General features: G+C 68.9%; 19 protein-coding genes and 1 pseudogene. 9 read left to right on the top strand and 11 right to left on the bottom strand.

The genetic code is table 11. The annotated features are described in order from the left end of the window. From B100_RS36210 to B100_RS0132890, 3 genes are all read right to left on the bottom strand, one after another. Positions 1–776, bottom strand: a 776-nt coding sequence (locus B100_RS36210) for an NAD-dependent epimerase/dehydratase family protein (protein ID WP_078541343.1), incomplete at its 3' end; no start/stop codon positions are given. A gap of 48 nt (positions 777–824) precedes the next feature. Then, on the bottom strand, positions 825–1613 hold the full coding sequence (locus B100_RS0132895) for an aquaporin (RefSeq protein ID WP_064751497.1): 789 nt from the start codon (positions 1611–1613) through the stop codon (positions 825–827). A gap of 697 nt (positions 1614–2310) precedes the next feature. After that, entirely contained in the window at positions 2311–2988 is a 678-nt protein-coding gene (locus B100_RS0132890) for an NAD(P)H-dependent oxidoreductase (RefSeq protein ID WP_024888590.1), read from the bottom strand. Positions 2989–3312: 324 nt separating this feature from the next. On the opposite strand from B100_RS0132890, the gene B100_RS0132885 reads away from it, so the two are divergent. The 3 genes from B100_RS0132885 to B100_RS0132875 all read left to right on the top strand — a co-directional run bounded on the left by B100_RS0132885 (position 3313) and on the right by B100_RS0132875 (position 5723). After that, positions 3313–3762: a winged helix-turn-helix transcriptional regulator gene (locus tag B100_RS0132885; protein ID WP_078541341.1), complete on the top strand. Its 450-nt coding sequence runs from the start codon at positions 3313–3315 to the stop codon at positions 3760–3762. Positions 3763–4090: 328 nt separating this feature from the next. After that, positions 4091–4303 carry a hypothetical protein gene (locus B100_RS37100; RefSeq protein ID WP_024888588.1) on the top strand — a complete coding sequence of 71 codons (213 nt, stop codon included), beginning with the start codon at positions 4091–4093 and terminating at the stop codon, positions 4301–4303. 946 nt (positions 4304–5249) lie between these two features. Next, complete coding sequence (locus B100_RS0132875; protein WP_037724001.1) at positions 5250–5723, top strand: lamin tail domain-containing protein; 474 nt, start codon at positions 5250–5252, stop codon at positions 5721–5723. 278 nt (positions 5724–6001) lie between these two features. Here B100_RS0132875 and B100_RS0132870 read toward each other — a convergent pair whose 3' ends face one another. The 3 genes from B100_RS0132870 to B100_RS36195 form a co-directional block, all read right to left on the bottom strand. Next, entirely contained in the window at positions 6002–6298 is a 297-nt protein-coding gene (locus B100_RS0132870) for a hypothetical protein (RefSeq protein ID WP_024888586.1), read from the bottom strand. Next, on the bottom strand, positions 6295–6792 hold the full coding sequence (locus tag B100_RS34670) for an HNH endonuclease family protein (RefSeq protein WP_486585764.1): 498 nt from the start codon (positions 6790–6792) through the stop codon (positions 6295–6297). The genes B100_RS0132870 and B100_RS34670 overlap by 4 nt, the downstream gene beginning before the upstream one ends. Before the next feature lie 315 nt (positions 6793–7107). After that, positions 7108–7374, bottom strand: coding sequence for a helix-turn-helix domain-containing protein (locus tag B100_RS36195; RefSeq protein ID WP_106967148.1), 267 nt, complete (start codon positions 7372–7374; stop codon positions 7108–7110). A gap of 926 nt (positions 7375–8300) precedes the next feature. On the opposite strand from B100_RS36195, the gene B100_RS0132860 reads away from it, so the two are divergent. The 3 genes and pseudogenes from B100_RS0132860 (at position 8301) to B100_RS0132855 (ending at position 10402) form a co-directional block, all read left to right on the top strand. Further along, a complete protein-coding gene (locus B100_RS0132860; RefSeq protein ID WP_024888584.1) occupies positions 8301–8633 on the top strand; it encodes a MerR family transcriptional regulator in 333 nt (110 codons plus the stop codon). A 60-nt stretch (positions 8634–8693) separates the two neighbouring features. Next, positions 8694–9063 (top strand): annotated as a pseudogene (locus tag B100_RS37925) (hemolysin III family protein); the annotation flags it as partial. Between the two features lie 46 nt (positions 9064–9109). Beyond that, complete coding sequence (locus tag B100_RS0132855) at positions 9110–10402, top strand: IS256 family transposase (RefSeq protein ID WP_024888583.1); 1293 nt, start codon at positions 9110–9112, stop codon at positions 10400–10402. Here B100_RS0132855 and B100_RS0132850 read toward each other — a convergent pair. The 5 genes from B100_RS0132850 to B100_RS0132830 are packed head-to-tail and all read right to left on the bottom strand — an operon-like array spanning position 10385 to position 15153. Beyond that, a complete protein-coding gene (locus B100_RS0132850) occupies positions 10385–10603 on the bottom strand; it encodes a hypothetical protein (protein ID WP_024888582.1) in 219 nt (72 codons plus the stop codon). The two genes, B100_RS0132855 and B100_RS0132850, sit on opposite strands and share 18 nt — an antisense overlap. A gap of 2 nt (positions 10604–10605) precedes the next feature. Next, a complete protein-coding gene (locus tag B100_RS0132845) occupies positions 10606–13296 on the bottom strand; it encodes an ATP-binding protein (RefSeq protein WP_024888581.1) in 2691 nt (896 codons plus the stop codon). Continuing rightward, the gene (locus B100_RS0132840; RefSeq protein ID WP_024888580.1) at positions 13293–13886 is read right to left on the bottom strand and encodes a hypothetical protein; all 594 of its coding nucleotides are present in this window, start codon (positions 13884–13886) and stop codon (positions 13293–13295) included. Before B100_RS0132840 ends, B100_RS0132845 begins: the two co-directional genes overlap by 4 nt. Further along, positions 13883–14215 (bottom strand): hypothetical protein, encoded by a 333-nt coding sequence (locus tag B100_RS0132835; RefSeq protein WP_486585765.1) that lies wholly within the window; start codon positions 14213–14215, stop codon positions 13883–13885. The genes B100_RS0132840 and B100_RS0132835 overlap by 4 nt, the downstream gene beginning before the upstream one ends. Before the next feature lie 5 nt (positions 14216–14220). Further along, complete coding sequence (locus B100_RS0132830) at positions 14221–15153, bottom strand: conjugal transfer protein (RefSeq protein WP_024888578.1); 933 nt, start codon at positions 15151–15153, stop codon at positions 14221–14223. 1593 nt (positions 15154–16746) lie between these two features. Here B100_RS0132830 and B100_RS35005 point away from each other — a divergent pair. The 3 genes from B100_RS35005 to B100_RS35000 are packed head-to-tail and all read left to right on the top strand — an operon-like array spanning position 16747 to position 19633. Then, positions 16747–18222 carry a hypothetical protein gene (locus B100_RS35005; protein ID WP_486585763.1) on the top strand — a complete coding sequence of 492 codons (1476 nt, stop codon included), beginning with the start codon at positions 16747–16749 and terminating at the stop codon, positions 18220–18222. Next, the gene (locus B100_RS0132815; RefSeq protein WP_024888576.1) at positions 18219–19037 is read left to right on the top strand and encodes a hypothetical protein; all 819 of its coding nucleotides are present in this window, start codon (positions 18219–18221) and stop codon (positions 19035–19037) included. The genes B100_RS35005 and B100_RS0132815 overlap by 4 nt, the downstream gene beginning before the upstream one ends. Next, entirely contained in the window at positions 19034–19633 is a 600-nt protein-coding gene (locus tag B100_RS35000; protein ID WP_486585762.1) for a hypothetical protein, read from the top strand. Before B100_RS0132815 ends, B100_RS35000 begins: the two co-directional genes overlap by 4 nt. The last annotated feature ends 46 nt before the right edge of the window (positions 19634–19679 follow it).

Genomic DNA, 19679 nt, shown 5'->3' with positions numbered 1-19679 from the left:
CCCTGCCGTTCTGATCCGGCTGCGGGAGCAGGTACCCCCAGGGCATCGGCCAGGACCGGCACCCACTGACGGCCTTCGGAAGGTTCGTCGTCAACGATGTTGACCGGCCCGCTCGGCCAGTCCAGTGCAGCGACCGTGGCACGCGCAGCATCGGCGACATGGACAAACGACGTCACAGAACGGTTGGCCTCCAAGTAGGCGAGAAGACGTGCGGCCGGATCGCCGGAAAGGGCGGCAGCAACGGCGCCGCCTGGCGCGTACCACGTGCCGGGGCCGTACAGGATGCCAAACCGCAGGGACACTGCCGTGTCCATCTCGGCTGCAGTTTCTTCCATCGCCTGGATACCGTCCACCATTCCGGCCCGTGGCTGTTCGGCGGTGACGTCGAGCGGGACTGATTCGTCGGCCGGCCCCTCTCCGGGTTCGTACGCCCAGGAGATCGACTGGACGACGATGCTTCGTGCTCCTGCGGACTTTGCCGCGTCGACCAGATTGCGCGTCCCCTCCTTACGCAGCCGGTTGGTGGCTTCGCCGTCGGCGTTCGACAGCGCGGTGAGTTGATGGACCACCGAGTCCGGTTCAGCGGGCATGACGGCGTTACGCATACGGTCCCGGTCCAACGCATCGGCCTGAACGGCGGAAGCGCCCGTACGACGCACCTGCTCGAGCCCCGAAGCCGACCGCGATACACCTGTCACCTGGTGACCCGCGTTCAACAGCATCGGAACCAGCAGCCGTCCGACGGCGCCGGTTGCACCAGCAACCAGTACATGCATGATTTTCTCGTTTCTCTCACTTTCCCGAAAGGTCGTAGGACCCATGAACTACTGATGCAGAGCACTCTCCTGGCTGTGATTTCCCGCCAGCTTGTACGTCAAAGGTCGACAGGCGTTGAAGCGCCAGATGAACAAATGATAGATCGCGGCTCCGATCGTGGCTCCCAGAACCGGCACAATGAGGTAGATCCACAGATCGACGGTCTGGCCGGCGAATGCTGCAGGACCGAATTGTCGGGCAGGGTTGATCGAGCCACCGCTGAGAGGCCCGAGGAAAGTAATGACAACCGCCACGGAAATGCCAATTGCATAGGGCACCAAGCGAACATAGCGAGGGTATGCCAAAATGAAGCCGACGAGGAGGATCAGCAGCATCATGCTTCCCGCCTCGGCGAGAAACACGGCCGTGGGCTGCCAGGAGGCTGCGGGCCTGAGCGCCGCGTGATCGACCGGTGCGCTGGAGACCACAGGACCCCAAACAAGACGCGCGAGACCCGTCCCCACGGCGGAGCCGAGTAGTTGGGCCAAGGCATAGGGCGGGACGCTGCGGCCGGGGAACGCATCCATGAGCCACAGAGCAACTGTTACGGCGGGATTCATATGCCCTCCACTGCGTTTCCCGGGAGGGCTGAGAATCAAGCCAGTGAGAATGATGCCGCTGATAGTGCCGATGACCGCAAGCGCAACATTGAGGTCGGCGATGTAAAGAGGTGAATCCGGAGCTCGAAGCCACCGGACAACGGTCACAGCGAGAAAGAGCAGAACAGTGGTGAGTATAAACTCGTCCACGGCCCGTGCCATGGGGAGCTGGCGGGGAAGATCGGGGACAGCGCTCACCTGTGTCCTCCCGGATCGAATCGCCTGATGGCTCACGGACGCACTAGGTAAAGTGTGGGCACCACGACGTTGCCAGAATCCAATTGAGCATTCGAGTGATGACCGCGCATCCTGATATTTCAGCTATCGGGACCGATCTGCTCTGCGGCGCCTTGACGTGGGCGGAACCATCGCCTTCCACGATGCCCCCGCCCCCTGCCGCATGCAAATGCCTGCAGGCCCGGGTCACACCTCCATGCCGGCGGGCATGGCCGCGGCCGGGGCGGTGCCGACTGCCGGGCGCGGTCGTCGTGGCCAGTCACGACCGCTGGTTGAAACGACGTTGGCGGGGCCGTGAGAGGCGGCTGGGCAGCCGGAGCGCTGGCCAGCCCTGGCGGGGCAGGAAAGGGAGCGGGCGGGTGGCCGGGCGGGGGCTTCTATGGCAATGCGGGTGAGGGGCGGGGCGGAGAAGGGCTTGGGCGCGGGTTCTGCCGCGAGCTCCGGACACGGCAGGCGGCCTCTCCGCAGGCCGCTCGCGTTCAGAACCTTGCCCAGCAGGGTGTGCAGGGGCGCGCCTTGCGCACCCCTGCTACGTCGCTCCATTCCAGGCATGGGTCGACGACCCCCCGGAGTGCAGCGCAGATCGGAGCAGGGAGAGCCTGACAGCCTCAGCAGAGTCGACGGCAATACTCAGGATCCGATCACGCGCACCCGAGTTTTACTCCGGATGGCTGCCGACGGGCTCCGAAGGCGTGACAGCGATGGTTCCGAGGATATCCCGCGCTTGGAGGTGGGCCTCGATGTGAGCGTTCTTGAGTGAGATGTGGTGTTGAGGGAGGAGATGTCGCAGCGGTTCCACGACGGGGGCATAAGTGAGTTCGGGCGTGATCACGCGGACGTCGAGAGCCATGAGGTTCGGGTCGCTGAGTATCGCGGTCAGGGGAGGAATGAGGAAGTCCTTGCCGTGCTGCGGGGCGCCTGGGCCGTAGCCGCCGCCTCGGGCAGAGACGATGACGGCGGGGCGGCCGGCGGTGGGTGTGGTGGTGCCGAGACCGATGGTTTTGCCAACGATCATGATGTGGTCCAGCCACGCCTTGAACACGGACGGCATCGTGTAGTTGTACATCGGAACGGCGAAGAGATAGGCCTGGGCGCCGAGGAATTCGGTCACCAGTTCGTCCTGGAGGGCTGCGGCCTGCCGCTGCTCGGGAGAGTGCTCGCCGGTGGGTGTGGTACGCGCGGTTATACCGGGCGCGTCCAGGTGCCGGATTGGGTGACGGCCGATGTCACGCCGGACGATATCGCCAGTCCATGCCTGGGTGAATGAGTCAGCCACCTGGCGGGAGTAGGAGGCCGCGCCGGACGCGGAGGCATCGATTCGCAGGAGGTAGGACATGTCACTGCCTTCAGTGTGTGGGCGGATTGGTGATCTCGGGACCCCAAGGGGGAGGGGGTATGTGTGCGCGTCGGCAGATGCCAGAGGGCGCGGCCTCCTTCAGGTCAGGTCTGATCCGACTGCGTGGAGAGAGGGCTCTCCCCAGGTGAAGTCGGCCGCAGTCGGTGATTCGATCAGCCGCATCTGACGCTCTCGATGCCTGACCACACCTTGATCCTCCTCTGGCCCCTGCCTTGCTTACCTTCTGTTCGTGACCACACTGTGCATTAGAATGATGAACGGTACAAAAGGCACATTCATGTGCGTGGCATGGAGGGAACCGGCATGAGCACTGAGGGTCTGCGGGTGGCGAGGCGCAACGTACGGGCGAACGTGGTGCGTGTCCCGGGGCCCTGTGCGCACTGGAGCAGCGAGGACGCCGACTTCATCCGAGAGATCCTCGACCTCGTCGGTGACAAGTGGAGCGTGCTGATCATCGGCACCCTCGCCGATGGCCCGGTGCGCTACTCCGACCTGGCCGGTGCCATTCCGGGCATCTCTCAGCGCATGCTGACTTTGACCCTCAAGCAGCTGCAGCGCGGCGGGATAGTAAGCCGCACCGCGTATGCCGAGGTACCTCCACGGGTCGAGTACCAGCTGACCGGTCTTGGCTCCTCGCTGCTGTCAACCGTGCTGGCCATGGCTTCGTGGGCCACTGAGCACCAGCCAGAGATCCGTCGACACCAGAGGGATTTCGATGCCGCGAGGGCTGTGGCGACGGGGACGGACGAGTGAGCTTCATCGAGCTGGGTCCGGACTGGGTGACGTTTGCCAAGCGCAAAAAGCGGAGCCCTCGCACTGTTGATCGAGACGTCTGACGCCTCGATCGCGCGGGTTGATCACACCGTGCCCGGCGAATCCACCTTCTGTCGGCACGCCCTACGACTGCGACGGCCCGCGCTCCCCCTGTGTTCCCAGGGCAACCGTTGCGGTCGTTCGCAAGCGCCTTGGCCAGGACATCGGCAAGCAGCCGGGCCCACAGCACCAGAGCCTCCAGTGCCACCCCGGCCTGCAGTGCCCCCGCCGCGGACTCCCGCACGGCCTGGTCGATCAGCGTGGCGGCATGACCGAGGATGCCCAGCAACTGCCGCGCGGCATCGACGCTCTGGCCCTGCTGGGCGCCGCCCAGCTGGGTCAGCTGCTCCTGCGCACCATTGACCAGACCGGTGATCAGCGCACGCTGCTCGGCCGGGCCCGCTGCGCTCCCTGCCCAGCACTCGCAGCTGCGGCGCCCCTGCCGTCCTGGACTGATCACCCCGCCCGGGCAACGAGGTAATTACCCGGCTGGGGCGGGTCTGCTGCCGGCGGCTCCCCGCCTGGAGGAACCCGGTGTCCCCGTCGGCCGCGCCGCCGCGCAGGCCGCCTTCGACGTGCCGGACGGGCTCCGGAGTAGGCGCCCGCCGTCGGTCGCCGAGTAGGACTCCGGCGACGCGGCTTCCGTCAGTGCTGTCCGGGCCCAGTCTGTGGAGGCACCTGGGAAGGCCACGGGTTGGGTGGAGCAGCGGGGGCCGGGGGTGTTTGCATTGACCCGAAGGGCGCCGCACCAAGGGGCGCTGGTGCGAGCGAGGCCGGGACGGCTGACGGCGAAGCCTCGACCGAGCGTCCCCTGCGGGCCCCCACCACGACGGAAACGCCCGCGATCTCCAGAGCGATCCCGGCCATACCGAGGAGGATCGGAGTGTGCAGGCCGTCCTCGGTGCCGCAGATCTGTCCTGTTTTCGTGGCTCGGCACTGCCACCCTGCGGCGTCGTCCATGTCCCACAGGGCGGCATAGGCGAGTAGGGCAAAGCCGCAGAGCATCAGGGCGATCTGCAAGGGCGAGTCCGGCGAGGGCGAGGCGAACCGCAACCGGTCGCGCGGGCAAGGACGTCCGGTGCCGTCTGGACAGCAGCCGCCACAAGCTTTCGACCCCTAACGTTCAGGCCGATCCTGTTACTCACTATCGGGTGACGTCTGTTCTCCGCCCGGGTGGCGTGCCATGGCGGACTCGAGGGCGAGGCCTTGGCGCCCAACGGTCGACGGCCTGATGCCTCGTCAACCTGATGTAAATGGGTAATGCAGTCGACAGTCTCAGAATTATGCAGAATCTGTAACGTGGGGCACGATTTCTACACATGGCGGGCGCAGTGTGGGCATGGTGTGACCGCGGCCAGCCGGCCGCACCCGCACCAGGCACCGTCCCGGCCAGCGCCGGCGGTGCCCGCACGAAGCAGGGGGAACCTGTGTCGAAGACGAACATCACCGCCCGCCGCCTCACCGCCGCCGTCCTGACCGCCGGCGCCCTGACCGCGGTCCTGACGGTGCCGACCTCGGCGGCCGAAGCTCGTCCGCACCGGCCGAACGTGGAAATCTCGGACGTGCAGTACGACTCCCCGGGCCGCGACGACCGCTCCAACCGCTCCCTGAACCGCGAGTGGGTGGAGATCACCAACAACAGCCGTCACACCGTCAACCTCGACGGCTGGACTCTCCGTGACGAGGACGGCCACCGCTACACCTTCGACCACTACCGCCTGCGCGGCCGCTCCACCGTCCGCGTCCACACCGGCATCGGCCGCGACACCCGCTCGGACGTCTACCAGGACCGCCGCCACTACGTCTGGGACAACCGCTCCGACACCGCCACCCTCCGCAACGACCGCGGCCGCTACGTCGACAGCGAGTCCTGGGGACAGCGCCGCGGCGGACGCCGCTGATACCTAACCGATGAGTCGGCGGCTCGCACCGCCGGCTCATCGGGATCAACTGCAGGCCCGCCACCCCAACGGTGGCGGGCCGCTCCGTCTTTGCCTGGCACGGAGTAATTCCGGCCGCCCGTCGCGGGTGGGGACGGTCCTATGAATGCAACGCGCCAGGCAGGCCGGCGGAGCCTGACTGCAGCGCTTTCGGACGCTCCCGTGGCGGCCTGAGCACGAGACCACCGAAGGCGGCCGGTTTGTGGGCAGATGCCTCGGATCCCGGTCGGGCGGTGTGGTCAGGTGGGTACTTCGGCGCCGCCTCCGGCCGCGATGGCGTCAAGGACGGTGTCGTGGACTTGTCGCAGGCCGTCAGGGTGGGGGAGGGGAGTGGGGCTGCCGGTGAGGGTGTACCACTCGTCGGCGTCGGTGTACTGGACGGCGACGGCAGCCTGGCCGTCGGGCTGGAGGGTGGTGGCGACGGTGAGGTCGCCGGTGATGACGCCGACCTCGTCGGTCATAGCTCCGCCCCTGCCGGCCTTCACCTGGTCCACGAGCCGCTCGACGGGTCCGCTCGTGCTGTTGTCGGACTTCATGCGTTGCAGGTGTCCAGCATCTTGACCAGCATGCTCTTCTCGTCCTCGGTGATGCTCAGACGGTAGGTGGACTTCACGGACGTCCAGGCCCGCCCGTAGACGCACCAGTAGGACTGAAGCGGCGGCTGCCACTCCTCCGGCCCCTGGTCGCCCTTGCCGCGGTTGGTGGCCGCGGACACGGCCAGCAGCTGAGGGTGGGCGAGGTCATTGGCGAACGCCTTGCGCTTGTCCTGGTCCCAGTCCTTCGCGCCGGAGCGCCAGGCGTTGGCCAGCGGCACCATGTGGTCGATGTCCAGGTCGGAGGCGTCGGTGAAGGTCTTGCCGTCGTAGACGCTGACCCAGCGGCCCGACACTGCCCGGCACTGGTCGTCGCGCTGCACGTCGTTGCCGTCGCGCTGGAGAATCATCTCCCGCGTGTCGCACTTGTCTCCGTGAGAGGACCAGTGCGGGAACTCGTCCCGGCTGTAGCCGGCCATCGACCCCTGCTCCGCCACGACCAGCCCGTCCAACGCCTGGCGGGCCTCGTCAACGCCCGGCAGCCCAGGCAGAGACGCCGCCTCCTCCTGGGAACCCCCGCCGCCGGCACCCGGTGCGGAGGACGGCGCGGTCGAGGCGGGAGCGGGCGATGCGGACGCCTTGGCATCCGGTGCTGGCTCGGTGCTCAGCGGATCACATCCGGTCACCAGTGCCGCCGAAACCACCGCTGCCGCAACGCTCCAGCTCTGCCAGCGTCGCTGACGCTCCATAACCCGCACGTGTCGTCCTCTCCCGCCGGTGACCGTCAGCGGGATGCTGTTCTCCCTCAGTGATCACCAACCACAGTTTGACGATCTTGATACCACAGGTGGTGTAACGGATTGATTCGTCCATCTGGGCGCGAGGGCGCGGGGCACGACGTACCTGTAGAGCGTCGTACGGGAGACTCGGAGCAGCCTCGCGATCGTCGTGATCGTGTTCTCCAGATCGGTGAGCAGGGCGCGGGGGTACCGCACCTGCTCCTCCATTACGGCAGGTGGCCGCCCGATGCGCTGGCCACGGGCTCGTGCCGCCGCCAGGCCTCCATGGGTGCCCTGCACTTTCCCTCAGGTCCGTCACCTTGTCACGACGGCCTGCCGAACGGTGGGTCTCTAAAGGAAGGCAGCCATGACATCGCTTCGGTCCCGGCCCGGGGCGGGCGGTTTCGACGAGACCGCGGCGCCTTACGCGTGACCGACCGGTCTCCGGTTGGCCACGCGGCCTGGGCGGCGTCCATGTGGTGGCTTTCTCGCTACTCGAGGCCGATTACCTCCCTGTCGACACGCAGAAAATCTGTGTTGGCTGGAGTAGACATTGGGTGGTGGTGTGGTTATGGTTTCTGTCGTAGCTCAGGGAGATAGAGGGCCCGGCAGACAAGAACTGCCTGGCAGTAGTACGTAGTTGCAGTACGCAGGACGGTGCGGTGGTGGAGTTCCGGAGCCAGGGCTGTTGCAGGACGGCGACGGGACTGACGACCGGACCGGGTGGCCCGCAGTGATCAGGGGCCGCCGTGAGCAGTACCGCAGTGGCAGTTCTGTAGGTGCATTTCGCAGTACTCAGCAGTGAAGTCAGTGAGCGGTACATCGGTGAAGGCGTCGGCTGCGGGCGCGCGCACCGGGAGGTTCGGCAGTGGGTTCCAGGCCAGAGCAGATGCAGGACAGGCGAACCGGGGCTGGCTGCCGAAGAGTGGCGCTGTAACAGGCCACTGAGCAGGTCGCATCACCAGCAATGAGGGAATGAACGGAGGAATTGGACGCCATCAGGATCGCCCGGGCGGAAGTCTTGAGTCCGGGTACCGCAGGACATCGATAGTGAGGTGGTCTCCGGTCGAGCAACCGCGATCCCAGCATCCCCGACAGCGTTTCGGTCGGGTGTGCGGTGACAGAAGGCCGGCGCAGTAGTAGGGCCGGCAGATGGTGAAGCAGTTCCTTCGGGCCCTGGCGCCGCATGGCGCCAGGGCCCTCCACACGTTTTACAGAGAGGTCAGATGACAGCAGACGACACCTTCAGCCGACTCGACGACGACGATTACCCCGCCTACACCATGGGCCGGGCCGCCGAGATGCTCGGCACTACCCAGGGCTTCCTGCGCGCCATCGGCGAACACCGCCTGATCACCCCGCTGCGCTCCGAGGGCGGACACCGACGCTACTCCCGCTACCAGCTGCGCATCGCCGCCCGCGCCCGGGAACTCGTCGATCAGGGGACCCCGATCGAGGCCGCGTGCCGCATCATCGTCCTCGAGGACCAGCTCGAGGAAGCCCAGCGTCTCAACGCCGAACACCGCCGCGGCGCAGCCGGGCACACAGCCGCCACCTGATGCGCGGTCTGCGATGCCGCGCCCGACCGCACGCCTCCACCATTTCAGAAGTGTGAGCGCATGATCGCCGAAGGCAGTGAGCTGCCGTCTCGCGGACGGGAGCCCCGGCCCGGGCAACGCACCCGACACCCTGCGCATCCCGGCGATGGATGCGCCTGCCGTCGCTACCGGCCGGCTGACTGCCGCTACCGGCCTGGAGGCGGGGTGGAGCGAGCGGCGGCTACGCTGAAGCCGCGACTGCGCGGCTGGCTGCACGCTGGCGTCTTCCCCCTGGCGCTCGTCACCGAGATCGTCCTGATCGCCGTTTCGCGTACGGGCACGGCGGCGGCCTGCGCGGTGTACGCGGGTGTCGGCCTGTCTGCTGTTCGGCACCAGCGCGGTCTACCACTGCGGAACGTGGGGTCCGCGCGGGGAGTCGGTGCTGCGGCGGGACTGTAAATCGTTCGGTGTAACTCCCGATCATGGAAGATGCATCGATGACCAGTGAGAACGTGGCCGAGCAGGAGACTGTCGAGTCGGCAGCGGCTGTGTCGGCGAAGGCCGTGGACGACCAGTTGATCGACGAGCTGGTGAACCGGGCTCAGGCCGAGGGCCTGCAGCTGACCGGTGAGGGCGGACTGTTGCAGCAGCTGACCAAGCGGCTGCTCGAATCGGCCCTGGAGGGCGAGATCACCGACCACCTCGGCTATGAAAGGCACGATCCGGCCGGCAAGGACGGCGGCAACTCTCGCAACGGCAAACGCTCCAAGACCGTCCTGACCGAGGTCGGGCCGGTGGAGATAGCCGTGCCCCGCGACCGGGACGGCTCCTTCGAGCCGAAGATCGTCAAGAAGCGGCAGAAGCGCCTGACCGGCGTCGACGAGATGGTGATCTCGCTGGCGGCGAAGGGCCTGACCACCGGTGAGGTCCAGGCCCACCTGGCCGAGGTCTATGGCGCCGAGGTCTCCCGCCAGACCATCTCCACCATCACCGACAAGGTCCTCGAGGGCATGGCCGAATGGCAAAGCCGCCCCCTCGACGCCGTCTATCCGGTGGTCTTCATCGACGCCATCCACGTGAAGATCCGCGACGGCGCCGTCGCCAACCGGCCCATCTATGTGGCCCTGGCCGTCACCACCGAAGGCCGACGCGAGATCCTGGGCCTGTGGGCTGGCGACGGCGGTGAGGGCGCCAAGCACTGGCTGCACATCCTCACCGAGGTCAAGAACCGCGGTGTCAGCGATGTGCTCATGCTCGTCTGCGACGGGCTCAAGGGCCTGCCCGAGGCGGTGGAGACGGTCTGGCCGAGGACGATCGTGCAGACCTGCGTCGTCCACCTGCTGCGGAACTCTTTCCGCTATGCCGCCCGCCAGGACTGGGACAAGATCGCCAGGCTCCTCAAGCCCGTCTACACCGCTCCGACCGAGGAGGCCGCCCTGGAGCGGTTCGCCGAGTTCGCCGACGCCTGGGGCAGGAAGTATCCGGCGATCGTGAAACTGTGGGAGAACGCCTGGGAGGAATTCACTCCCTTCCTGCGGTTCGACACCGAGATCCGCCGCATCGTCTGCACCACCAACGCGATCGAGTCGGTCAACGCCCGGATCCGGCGAGCGGTCAAGGCCCGCGGCCACTTCCCGAACGAGCAGGCCGCACTGAAGTGCGTCTACATGGCGATCATGTCGCTCGACCCCACCGGCAAGGGCCAGGCCCGCTGGACCATGCGCTGGAAGACCGCACTGAACGCCTTCGACATCACCTTCGACGGCCGGCTCTCAGCGGCCTGCCAGTAACCCAACCACCCCAGTTACACCGCTCGTTTGACAGACCCCGCCCTCGGAGGAAGTGATGTTCAGCGGCGCCAGAAGGTCACCGGTCTCGCTGCTGCTGCCGGCCGCGTACACCACCTGGCTGTTGACCATCACGAACACACCGGCGAGCAACACGGTGATGGTGGCGGAGCGGATGGTGCCGGGGCTGGGACGACGCAGCATGGTCAGACCTGCCCGCTCTTCACACCGGCAGAGTCGGCCCACGGCTCAGGGACATCGGTCGCCGTGGCTGCGGTCGAGGTGCTGCGATGCCCCGGCGTGGTGGTGATGGACGCGGCGATGCGCGCGATGCGGGGGATGACGGTCTTGACCCGTCCGGTGTTCTGCCGTGGGCAGGTCAGCAGGAACTCGCCTTCCCTGCCTTGATGGCCGACGGGGGACAGCCCGCTGGTCACCAGCCGTACCAGTTCTTCGTCGTCAGGGTTGAGGCCGATGAACTCCAGACCGCGGCGGGCGCGTGCCCGGTCGGTGGTGCGGGCCAGTGCCCGGTAGGCCATCAGGCCGCGGTCCGGACCCAGTTCCTCGGCGTCGTGGGAACCGGCGATCAGGCCGGCGCCGTGCTTGCGGCCGTCGTGGAGGATCTCGTGCACCAGCGCGGTGCCTTCGGCGGATGAGGTGAGCCAGTACAGCTCGTCCAGGACCACGGCGGTGAACCGCTGCGGGTCCTCGAACGCGCTCTGCCGGGCGAGCGCCGCGATCAGGTACAGGACAGCCCGGCCGATAAGGGCCTCCAGCGGCTGCTGATGCAGCACCTCGGGGTTGTCGAACGCGGCCTTGGGCGGAAGCTTCAGTCCGGCCGTCGTAAGCACGATCATGTCGGATGCGCTGGAGGCATCCAGCCTCACCGGGGGCAGCCCGGGATCGAACACCATCCGGGCCAGCGGATTGGACGCCACAACCCGGACCAGACCGGCGAGGGTGGCCGCCGCGTCCTGCCGCCTGCCCGCCCCGCTCGCGCTCATCTCCTCAAGGACTTCCAGCACGCGGTGCATGGACGGTTTCTCGCCGGCGGCGGCCCGCTCGACCGCGTGGTGGAGGACCTCGCCGCTGGTGCTCATCGGCCCGATACCGAGCTGAAGGGTGAGGTAGGACAGGGCGTAGTGGCGGCCCTGCGGCCCGTCGAACATCCGCAGCGGGTCGATGGACACCTCGGCTCGGGCGGCGTCGACGATCTGGACCCGGCCCTTGGCGGCGCTGCGGGCGAAGGTAGCCCACTCGCGCACCGGTGTGCGGTCGATGCAGATCGCGCAGCCGCCGCGCGCCCACACGGCCTCCGCGATCAGTTTCTGCAGCACGCTCTTGCCCGCGCCGAGGTCCCCGACGATCCCCATCGACGCCGACGCGTCCTGCTTGGGCGCGTCCGCGACGTTGATCATCACGGGGCGGGTGGTGCCGCAGTCCAGGTCCAGGCCCAAGAACATCCCGTTCGGGTCGCCGACCTCTGCGGTGGTGAAGGCCCCGGACAGGGCCCAGTCCTCGGAGACCTGGTGCTGGGTGAACTCCCGCAGCATCCCCGGCCGCGCCGTGCCGGGCAGGCCCATGGTGAAGAGGGCTTCCTGCAGTCCGGCGGGGCGTACGGCCCGGTAGTCGGCGCCGCTGAGCAGCGCGGCTAGCGCCCGGGCCCGGGCATCGCAGACGGCGGCACTCGGCCCCCACACCGTCAGCACGGTCACTGACTGCACTTCTACTTCCACGGACGTGCGGGACAGACGGGCGTCCAGCTCGCCCAGGTCTCGGGCGGCGTCGGTGAGGGAGGCGGGCATGCCGGTAGGGCGGACGTCGTACTGGTCGGCCTGGTCGATCAGCTCGTTCTTCTTGCGCCGCACCTGCTCCCGCGCCTTCTCCGCCGGCACCAACGTCAGATCGACGGTGTAGTCGACCGGGAAGTCGAGCATCTCCAGCTGAGCGAACAGATCCGCGGCCTCCACGCCGACCGCCGGCGGGCACTCGGCAAGCGCCAGCTGCGCCTGATAGCCGACCCCGCGGTCCGTCTCGACCTGCAGCCACCGCCGCCTCAGCGGCGACCCGGCCTGCAACCGCCACCAAGCGGAGCGGCCCGACTGCGTGATCGGACCAACGCCCTTGAGCTCTTCGGTGTCGTCCAGCTCGGGGTCGATGCCGCCTTCTTGCAGGCGTGCCTGACCCAGGTCGGCGTAGCTGGGGGAGCGGAGCACACCGCCGTGGACGTGGCCGCCGTAGAGGGTGCTGGTTTCGGCTTCGGTCAGCAGCGGCTCCGCCAGGCCGCGGTGCAGGGCATGCTGGATCATCCACACGATCTCGGCCGGACGGGCCGTTCGGAACCCGATCCCGCCGGCGAGCGCGGCTTCCACCCGGGAGGCCTGCTCGCGGTACGCGTTCACCTCACGGCGGGCCACGGGCGCAGCCCGCATCCCGAGCACGGGGGCGACGTCTGCCCACATCGCTCCCAGCGACGCGGCCAACTGCCCGCCCGATTCGTTTTGCAGCGGCACCGCCAGCCACAGCGTGCGGCGGTGCATCTCCTGGCCCTCCAGGAGATTCAGGGTCGCCTCGACGTTCTCCACCCACGGAAGCGCACCCGCACCCGGGGCCTGCTCAGCCGGCTCGATGCCCTCGATCATTCTGAGGGCAACCTCGCCGGGATCGGCCTGCGCGCACAGCCCGAACAGCCGCGGCGCCCCGGACAGGGACCGCACCAGATGCGTGACCTTGGCCAGCTGCTCGTCCCGGACCGAGGCGGGCACGTAGGTGCCCTGGACGGTCTCTGTCCGCTGTCCCTTCGCGTCGGGGCCGGGGTGCAAGCGGTAGACGGCCCACACGCCGCCGTGTGTTGACCAGACCAGGTGACCGGCGATGTGACGGACTGGAACCCTCACCGCACACCCCCGCCCTGTCCGGCGAGTGCGAGGAGCTGCTGCACACCCGACACCGGCGCCACCGACACCGACACGGGCGCCACCGACACCGGTACCGGACGCGCCTGCTGCTGGGAACGCGACACTGACGACCGGCGGCCGGCCCGGGCCCGGACGCCACCCGGCTCCTGGGCGGCACGCTGCCGCACCGCCGCAGGGACAGCCCGATGGTGTCCTTCGATGGTGAAGCCGCCCAGCAGGGGGTGTGCGGCACGGTCGCGTGCGGCCCTGCCGCCGATGCGGCCGCCCTGCGGCTGCCAGGCCAGGAGCAGCCAGCCCAGCGCCGCCTGCAGCGGGGCACGCCCTTTGACCTTGGGCCGGCGTACCGCCCACACGGCCAGCACCCAGGCGACGACGGGGACCGGGCCCATCCACAACCACCAGCTAATGGTCTTGACGAGGAGGAAACCGCCGCCGACGAGGACGGCGATCTGCGCGGGGGTGTAGGGGCCGAGCGGGATCTTCCAGTCGGCGACCTTCCCCAGCACCCAGGGATGACGGCGCGCGATCGTGTAGAAACGCCCGACCCTGTTCGCGGCGGCCGCGCTCACAGCCCGCCTCCCGCGCCGTCGGAGCCCACGCGCGCGGCCGGGCCGGTTCCCCGCACGAGTCCCGGGACGGCGGGGGCGCCGTTGGCGGGGTTCTTCACCTCGTCGGTGAACATGTCCGCGAGGTCCTCACGGGAGTCGTACAAGCCCAACGCGATGATCATCAGCAGGAGGGCGCCGATCCCGGCCTTCAGGCTGAACCGCTGGACCATGATGACGACGACCAGCACGATCAGTCCGGCCTGCAGGCCCTTGGTCGCCCAGTCCTCGAACATGGTGATCCAGCTGTCGCCGAGCTCGTCCAGCTGCCCGGCCAGCACCACGCCACCCATCGTGTTCACCGCGCACCCCCGCCCTGGACGGTCCCGGACTGTGCGGCGACGTCCCACCGGCCGGAGTGGGCCGTGAGCGCGAGCTCGTAGGCCAGCGGCCACCGCCCAGTGTCATCCCGCGCCTCAGCCTGCACCCGGACCCGGACCTGCGTGCCGTCGGCCGGCACTGGCCCGGCGGCCGCGGCCTCCTCGACCGCCGACACCTCCCGCACGGTGACCGATGTGTAGGGGGCTGGGGAGACGGGCGCGAGCTTCGCCCCGGGAGCCAGGTAGCGGTCGACCTCGCCGGTGCCGGTGAGGTAGGCGCCAAGGAACTCACCCACCGTCGCCGCCAGGGAGCTGTCGGACGGAACGGTCACCGTGTACGGAGACGCGGGCACCGCGGCCCGGTCCGGACCGGCCACCACCCCGGGGACTGCGGTCACCGCGAACGAGACCCCTGTCCGGTCGGCGGTGACGGGGACGGTGAAGTAGCGCACCGTGCTGTCGACGTACTGCGCAGCGACCGTCACGGCCCATGCGTCCTCGTCGCGCTGCACACTGCGCACCGCGGTCACCGACGTCAGCTTCGGCTGTGCATCGGCTGCCCGGTCCGGCAGCGCGACGTCCGGGGCGAGGGACTGCGCAAACTGCGCCTGCGCACTGCCTGCCTCGTCCGCACTGCTGCGCAGCCACGCGTCGAGGAACACCTGCGCATAGCCTGCCGGGTCGGCCGCAGCGGCCTCCGTGCGCACCGGGGACGCCCTGTGGGGGGCTGCGGCCTCGGCGGTGGCCGGGCCGGAGGCCACCGCGACGGCCAGGGCGACGGGACCGGTGGCGATCGCGGTGAACAGCGCCAGGCGCGACAGGCGCACGCGCCGCCGCATCTTCTCCAACTCGACCCCTGCGGCGATCGCGGGGGCGGCCTCGCCGCGCGAGGACTTCTTGCCAGAAGGCATGGTCGAACTCCCAGGTCGGGAACCGGCTGTTGCTGACCTTGAGGAAATCCGTCAGCCCCGACCCGACCACCGACCACACAACCCGACCACGATCACGAACCGGTCACGAAGCTGTGGTAGACCCGACCATGGACCCGACCACGCCCCCTACAGGCACGCACCGGCCCTCAAGCACCACAGCTACGCGGAGGAGGAGGTGCGTTAGAGCATCAGGCAAGAGCCGCGCGCGGGTCTCCTCTGCGCACCGGCGGACCGACTGTGCATCCCCGCTGTGCACACTCGCCCGCGCACGCCGACTGTGCAGAACACCCCAGACATTGCGCAGTCACCTGCCCATTGAGCGCCGGACGCTATGTGCAGCCGCGAGTGTGCACACTCGCCACACGCGAAAGGCCCTTGGCCGGCCCGACTACAGGGCCGACCAAGGCTGGCCAGTGGGCAGGTCGGGGCTTCTTTGGAGGTGGCAGCGGCCTGCCTGGTCGGGGGCGCGGGGAAGACCTCGTGGTCGGTCCGACCATGGCTGGTCAGGCGCATGCCGCGCGAGCGACGGCGGTTCCGGGCGTGGCCGCCCGCCTGATCAGGGAAGCCAGGGTGTACTCCCGGTCCCATCTCGTGGCTTGGACCGCCCCTGCGCGTACCCGCCGTGAGGGGAGGACGGTGCGCCCGATTTCCCGCTGTGCACAACCGCCCTCGCCGACTGCGCAGAACCCCCCACGCGTTGCGCAGCGACCTGCACATTAAGCGCCGGAGGCACTGTGCAGCGGCGAGTGTGCACACCCGCGACCGGTTTTCGGGCGCGAAGCGAGCTCCGGCAGCCCGCGTACCGGTCGTTCCGGCGGAAAGCCCTTCGATGACCTCGCCACGTGACGGAGCCCGCCGCGAGGTGAGGTGAGGTGAGGTGACGTAATCAGAGCTGTGAAATCCCGTCGTATCACCTCACGGGCGCGAGCCGTCCTCCGCCCGCCACAGGTCGATGAGTTCCTGATCGCCGTTCTCGAGGCCGAGATCCTCAACGGTGACGCCGGCGTCGCTGAGCATCTCTCGCGTCGTCGCCCGGCCGGGGTAGAGGTTGGCAATGCGGGCCAGGTGCGCCTGCCGCCTCGATCCGCTTGATCGCCGCGCAGTCGCGCTCGGTCTCGTCAAGCGTGGCCCCAGGATGCCGGCGAGTGACGCTTCAGCGGGGCAGAACAGAGAACTCCGCCTCGGCCACCGCGCGAGCCACCGCAGCCTCCAGTCTCCCGGTCATACCCGGCAAGAAGCCGGCCTGGTGCCAGCGCCCGAGGCAAGCCGGACGGGTCAGCCAGCGTCCCTGCCGCGCTCGGAAGGCCCTTTGGCCGGGCCGACCACGGGGCCGACCACGGCCGTTTAGCGCGGCTGATGTCGGATCGTGACCGGTGGTCGGGGGTTGTGGTCGTCTGTCTGGTCGGAGGCGGCCGGTGGGCTGACCTCCATGGCTCCTGTGTGTGTCTCCTCATCTGGTGTCCTGGGTCGGCCCGTTGCCCTGGTCCGGCTACAGGGACTCGGCGGCCGCATGTTCCCGGTATGCGGGGATCCGCAGTGACTGGCTTCGGGGCGGGGATCCGCCGGGGCGTGATGGCCGCTGATCAGTTCACACAGATCGCCAACGGCCTGTTCCGGGACAGTCGACTGTCCTACAAGGCAAAGGGGATCTTCGGGTACATCAGCACGCACCGCAGCGGCTGGCACGTGACGATCGCCGACCTCGTCCGCCTGGGCCCCGACGGCAGGGAAGCGGTACGCGCCGGCCTAAAGGAGTTGGAGGAGCACGGCTACCTGATCCGTGAACGCCTGCGCCGCCCCGACGGCACCCTCGGCAAGAGCGTCTACTGCATCACCGACCACCCCGCCGTCCTGGAGCTAGCACCCACCGAAGCCGACTCGACGATCACGGTCACGGAGGCCGGACCCTCCAGGAGGGCCGGCGCGGGGATCCGGCGGGGCGCGATGGCAGGCGATCAGTTCACCCAGATCTCCAACGCTCTGTTCCGCGACGGCCGGCTGAGCCTCAAAGCGAAGGGGATCTTCGGATACATCAGCACTCACCGGGACGGCTGGCAGGTCACCGTCGCGGAACTCGTGCGCCGCGGCCGTGAAGGCGTCGACGCGGTCACCACCGGGCTCAAGCAGCTGGAGCAGCACGGATTCCTCCACCGCACCCGCGAGCGGAACCCCAACGGGACGCTCGGCCAGGCACTGTACGTCATCACCGATCTGCCCGACCCACAAAACCCCAGGTCACAACCAGAGTCGGGTTTTCCAGGACTGGATGAACCTACGTTGGCTGATCCCGGCACTAAGAACACCAACAGAAAGAAGACCAACAAGCAGAAGACCAGACCCCTCCGTCCCTGCGACCGCGCCGCCAGCTCGAGGGGTTCCTCGGGGACGGGCCGGTCGGAGGCAGCAGCGTCCGCGGCCGTCAGCTCGCCCGCGGCACCTTCAGCGCCCGACGCCTCGCCAGCGATCCCGCCCGTGCCTGCGGCCGATGAGATGCACCCCGGGATCCAGCTGCTGCTGGAGATCGGAGCCGCTCAGCCCGAGCTCCTGCTGACCGGAAAGGCGCTGACCGATCAGGGCAGGGTCGTGACCGTGATGCTGGAGTCCGGCTGGACCAGCACCCAGCTGCGCCACGTCATCGCCGGCCGCCCCCTGCCCGCCCCGGTGCGTACCAGCGTCGGCGCAATCATCGCCGCCCGCCTGCGCGCCGCCCAGGCCTACCCACCACCCGCCACCCTCACCCACCCGCACCACCACGACGGCGTACTGGACGACGAACCGCCCGCCGCAGCGACGCCCGAGCGGACGTTCACCGGGCCCGCGGCCCGCACCGTCACCGAAGCCCTCACCTACCGCGCCCTGGTCGAATGCGCCGGCTGCGGCGTCCCCGGCACCGCCCCCGGTGAGGACCTGTGCCCGGCCTGCCTCGACTGGCCCCTCTGTTCCACCTGCCCCGGCCCCACCCCACGCCGCGCCCACCCCCACAGCGACGGCCGCTGCACCACCTGCGCCACCGCCTTCACCGGCCCGACGGAGGGAAGTACGCCATGACCACCCCGACACCACCGGCCAGCGGCTTCTCAGAGCCGTTGCGCCCGTTCCGGCAGCAGCCACGGAGGTGGAACCGGGCACAGGCCCGCGCGCTGCGCAACGGTCACATCTGCTGCGGCGCCGGGTGCCCGGACGGCTGCGAGCCTGTCCTGATCCGCGAACGGACGGGCTGGGGGTGGATCGACTGGACGGTCCCGGCCGACGGGAGCCTGCCCCAGGAGCCTGACCGGATCGCCGTGTTCAGCCCGGTCGCCTCCCGAGCACAGCGCCTTGGGATGCGCTTGCTGGCCAGGCGGCCAACACACCGGCTCGGTCTCGGACCACTGGCCCTACGGCCGGCAACGGCCGCTGCCACGGTTCCCGCCCTGATCGCAGCCACCCTCGCCACCCTGCACGGCATCCCGCTGTCCATCGTCCTTCCGGCGGCCGCCCTGGCCCCGCTGCTCGCCGAGCACCTGCCCGACGTCCTCGACGCCCGCGCCGCCGAGAACGCCCGCATCCTCGGCGGCGGACCCGCCTGCCGCTACCTCCACCGCCTGGCCACCCTGCACACCACGCTCACCGACGCAGCCGCCCACCGCGACCACTACCAGGTACGGCGCGCTCTGCAGATCGGCCACCACCAACTCTTCGACACGGCCGACCTCCTCCAGCGCAGCGACACCCGCTCCGTCTCCGCCCGGCTCATCAGCCGCGAACGGCTGATGCTGCAACTCGCCGCCCAAGCTGCCGACATCCACACACCCACGCCCACGGCCGAAGATGCGCCCTCGGCCTGCCCTCAGCCGAACTCTCAGTGCCCGCTTCACCGATGAAGGAGGAAACCGACGTGCCCGACCACGGTTCTGAGCAGCCCACCGGCGGTGTGTACCTGCTCTTCGCCCACGAGGCGTACTACCCGACCCCCGGGAAGGAGATCAACACCTCGCTCGTGGCCGCACGCACCCTGCTACATCCCCGAGTCCGCCAGCCCGACGGCACCCGCATCCACGAACGCCTCACTCGCGGCCGCCGCCCGGGCGAGATCGTGCCCCTGGCCACGCTCACCCACGAACTGGACGGCGGCACGCTCTGGCCCCGGGTCGGCGACTGGCAAGCGGTCACCGCGGATCTGCTCCGGCTCATCCACGATCACGCGTGCGACGCTCTCAGCCTGGGCCTGCCGTCCCTCGTCCGCGCTCTGGTGTGCTCCGGCCCGCGCAGCGAGGTCCGCGCCTACGATCCTGAGACCGAGGACTACCAGGCCTTCGGGCCCGCCGACCGTATCGAGGTCCTGGTCGAAATCGGCAAGCAGCTCGCCCGGACGGAAGCCGGACGCCCCATGTGGCCGGGGGACATCCTGCACACTTCGAGAGACACGTCAGCGGCGGCTGGTCCTCGTCGGTCTCCTGAAGTACCCCAGCGCCCCTGAGGGCCGATGGGCGGTTCCTGTGGCCCAGGGGACTCCTGCGAGAACG

The organism is Streptomyces sp. CNH189, assembly GCF_000527195.1.
Note: the sequence above shows the minus strand (reverse complement) of the source record. Positions and strands in the feature narration are given on the sequence as shown.

Excerpts from the sequence above, each read along its gene's own strand:
- B100_RS0132890 (WP_024888590.1), bottom strand. The coding sequence starts at position 2,988 with ATGTCCTACCTCCTGCGAATCGATGCCTCCGCGTCCGGCGCGGCCTCC.
- B100_RS0132885 (WP_078541341.1), top strand. The coding sequence starts at position 3,313 with ATGAGCACTGAGGGTCTGCGGGTGGCGAGGCGCAACGTACGGGCGAAC.
- B100_RS37100 (WP_024888588.1), top strand. The coding sequence starts at position 4,091 with ATGACCGAGGATGCCCAGCAACTGCCGCGCGGCATCGACGCTCTGGCC.
- B100_RS0132870 (WP_024888586.1), bottom strand. The coding sequence starts at position 6,298 with ATGAAGTCCGACAACAGCACGAGCGGACCCGTCGAGCGGCTCGTGGAC.
- B100_RS0132860 (WP_024888584.1), top strand. The coding sequence starts at position 8,301 with ATGACAGCAGACGACACCTTCAGCCGACTCGACGACGACGATTACCCC.
- B100_RS0132855 (WP_024888583.1), top strand. The coding sequence starts at position 9,110 with ATGACCAGTGAGAACGTGGCCGAGCAGGAGACTGTCGAGTCGGCAGCG.
- B100_RS0132850 (WP_024888582.1), bottom strand. The coding sequence starts at position 10,603 with ATGCTGCGTCGTCCCAGCCCCGGCACCATCCGCTCCGCCACCATCACC.
- B100_RS0132835 (WP_486585765.1), bottom strand. The coding sequence starts at position 14,215 with ATGGGTGGCGTGGTGCTGGCCGGGCAGCTGGACGAGCTCGGCGACAGC.
- B100_RS0132830 (WP_024888578.1), bottom strand. The coding sequence starts at position 15,153 with ATGCCTTCTGGCAAGAAGTCCTCGCGCGGCGAGGCCGCCCCCGCGATC.
- B100_RS35005 (WP_486585763.1), top strand. The coding sequence starts at position 16,747 with ATGGCCGCTGATCAGTTCACACAGATCGCCAACGGCCTGTTCCGGGAC.
- B100_RS0132815 (WP_024888576.1), top strand. The coding sequence starts at position 18,219 with ATGACCACCCCGACACCACCGGCCAGCGGCTTCTCAGAGCCGTTGCGC.
- B100_RS35000 (WP_486585762.1), top strand. The coding sequence starts at position 19,034 with ATGAAGGAGGAAACCGACGTGCCCGACCACGGTTCTGAGCAGCCCACC.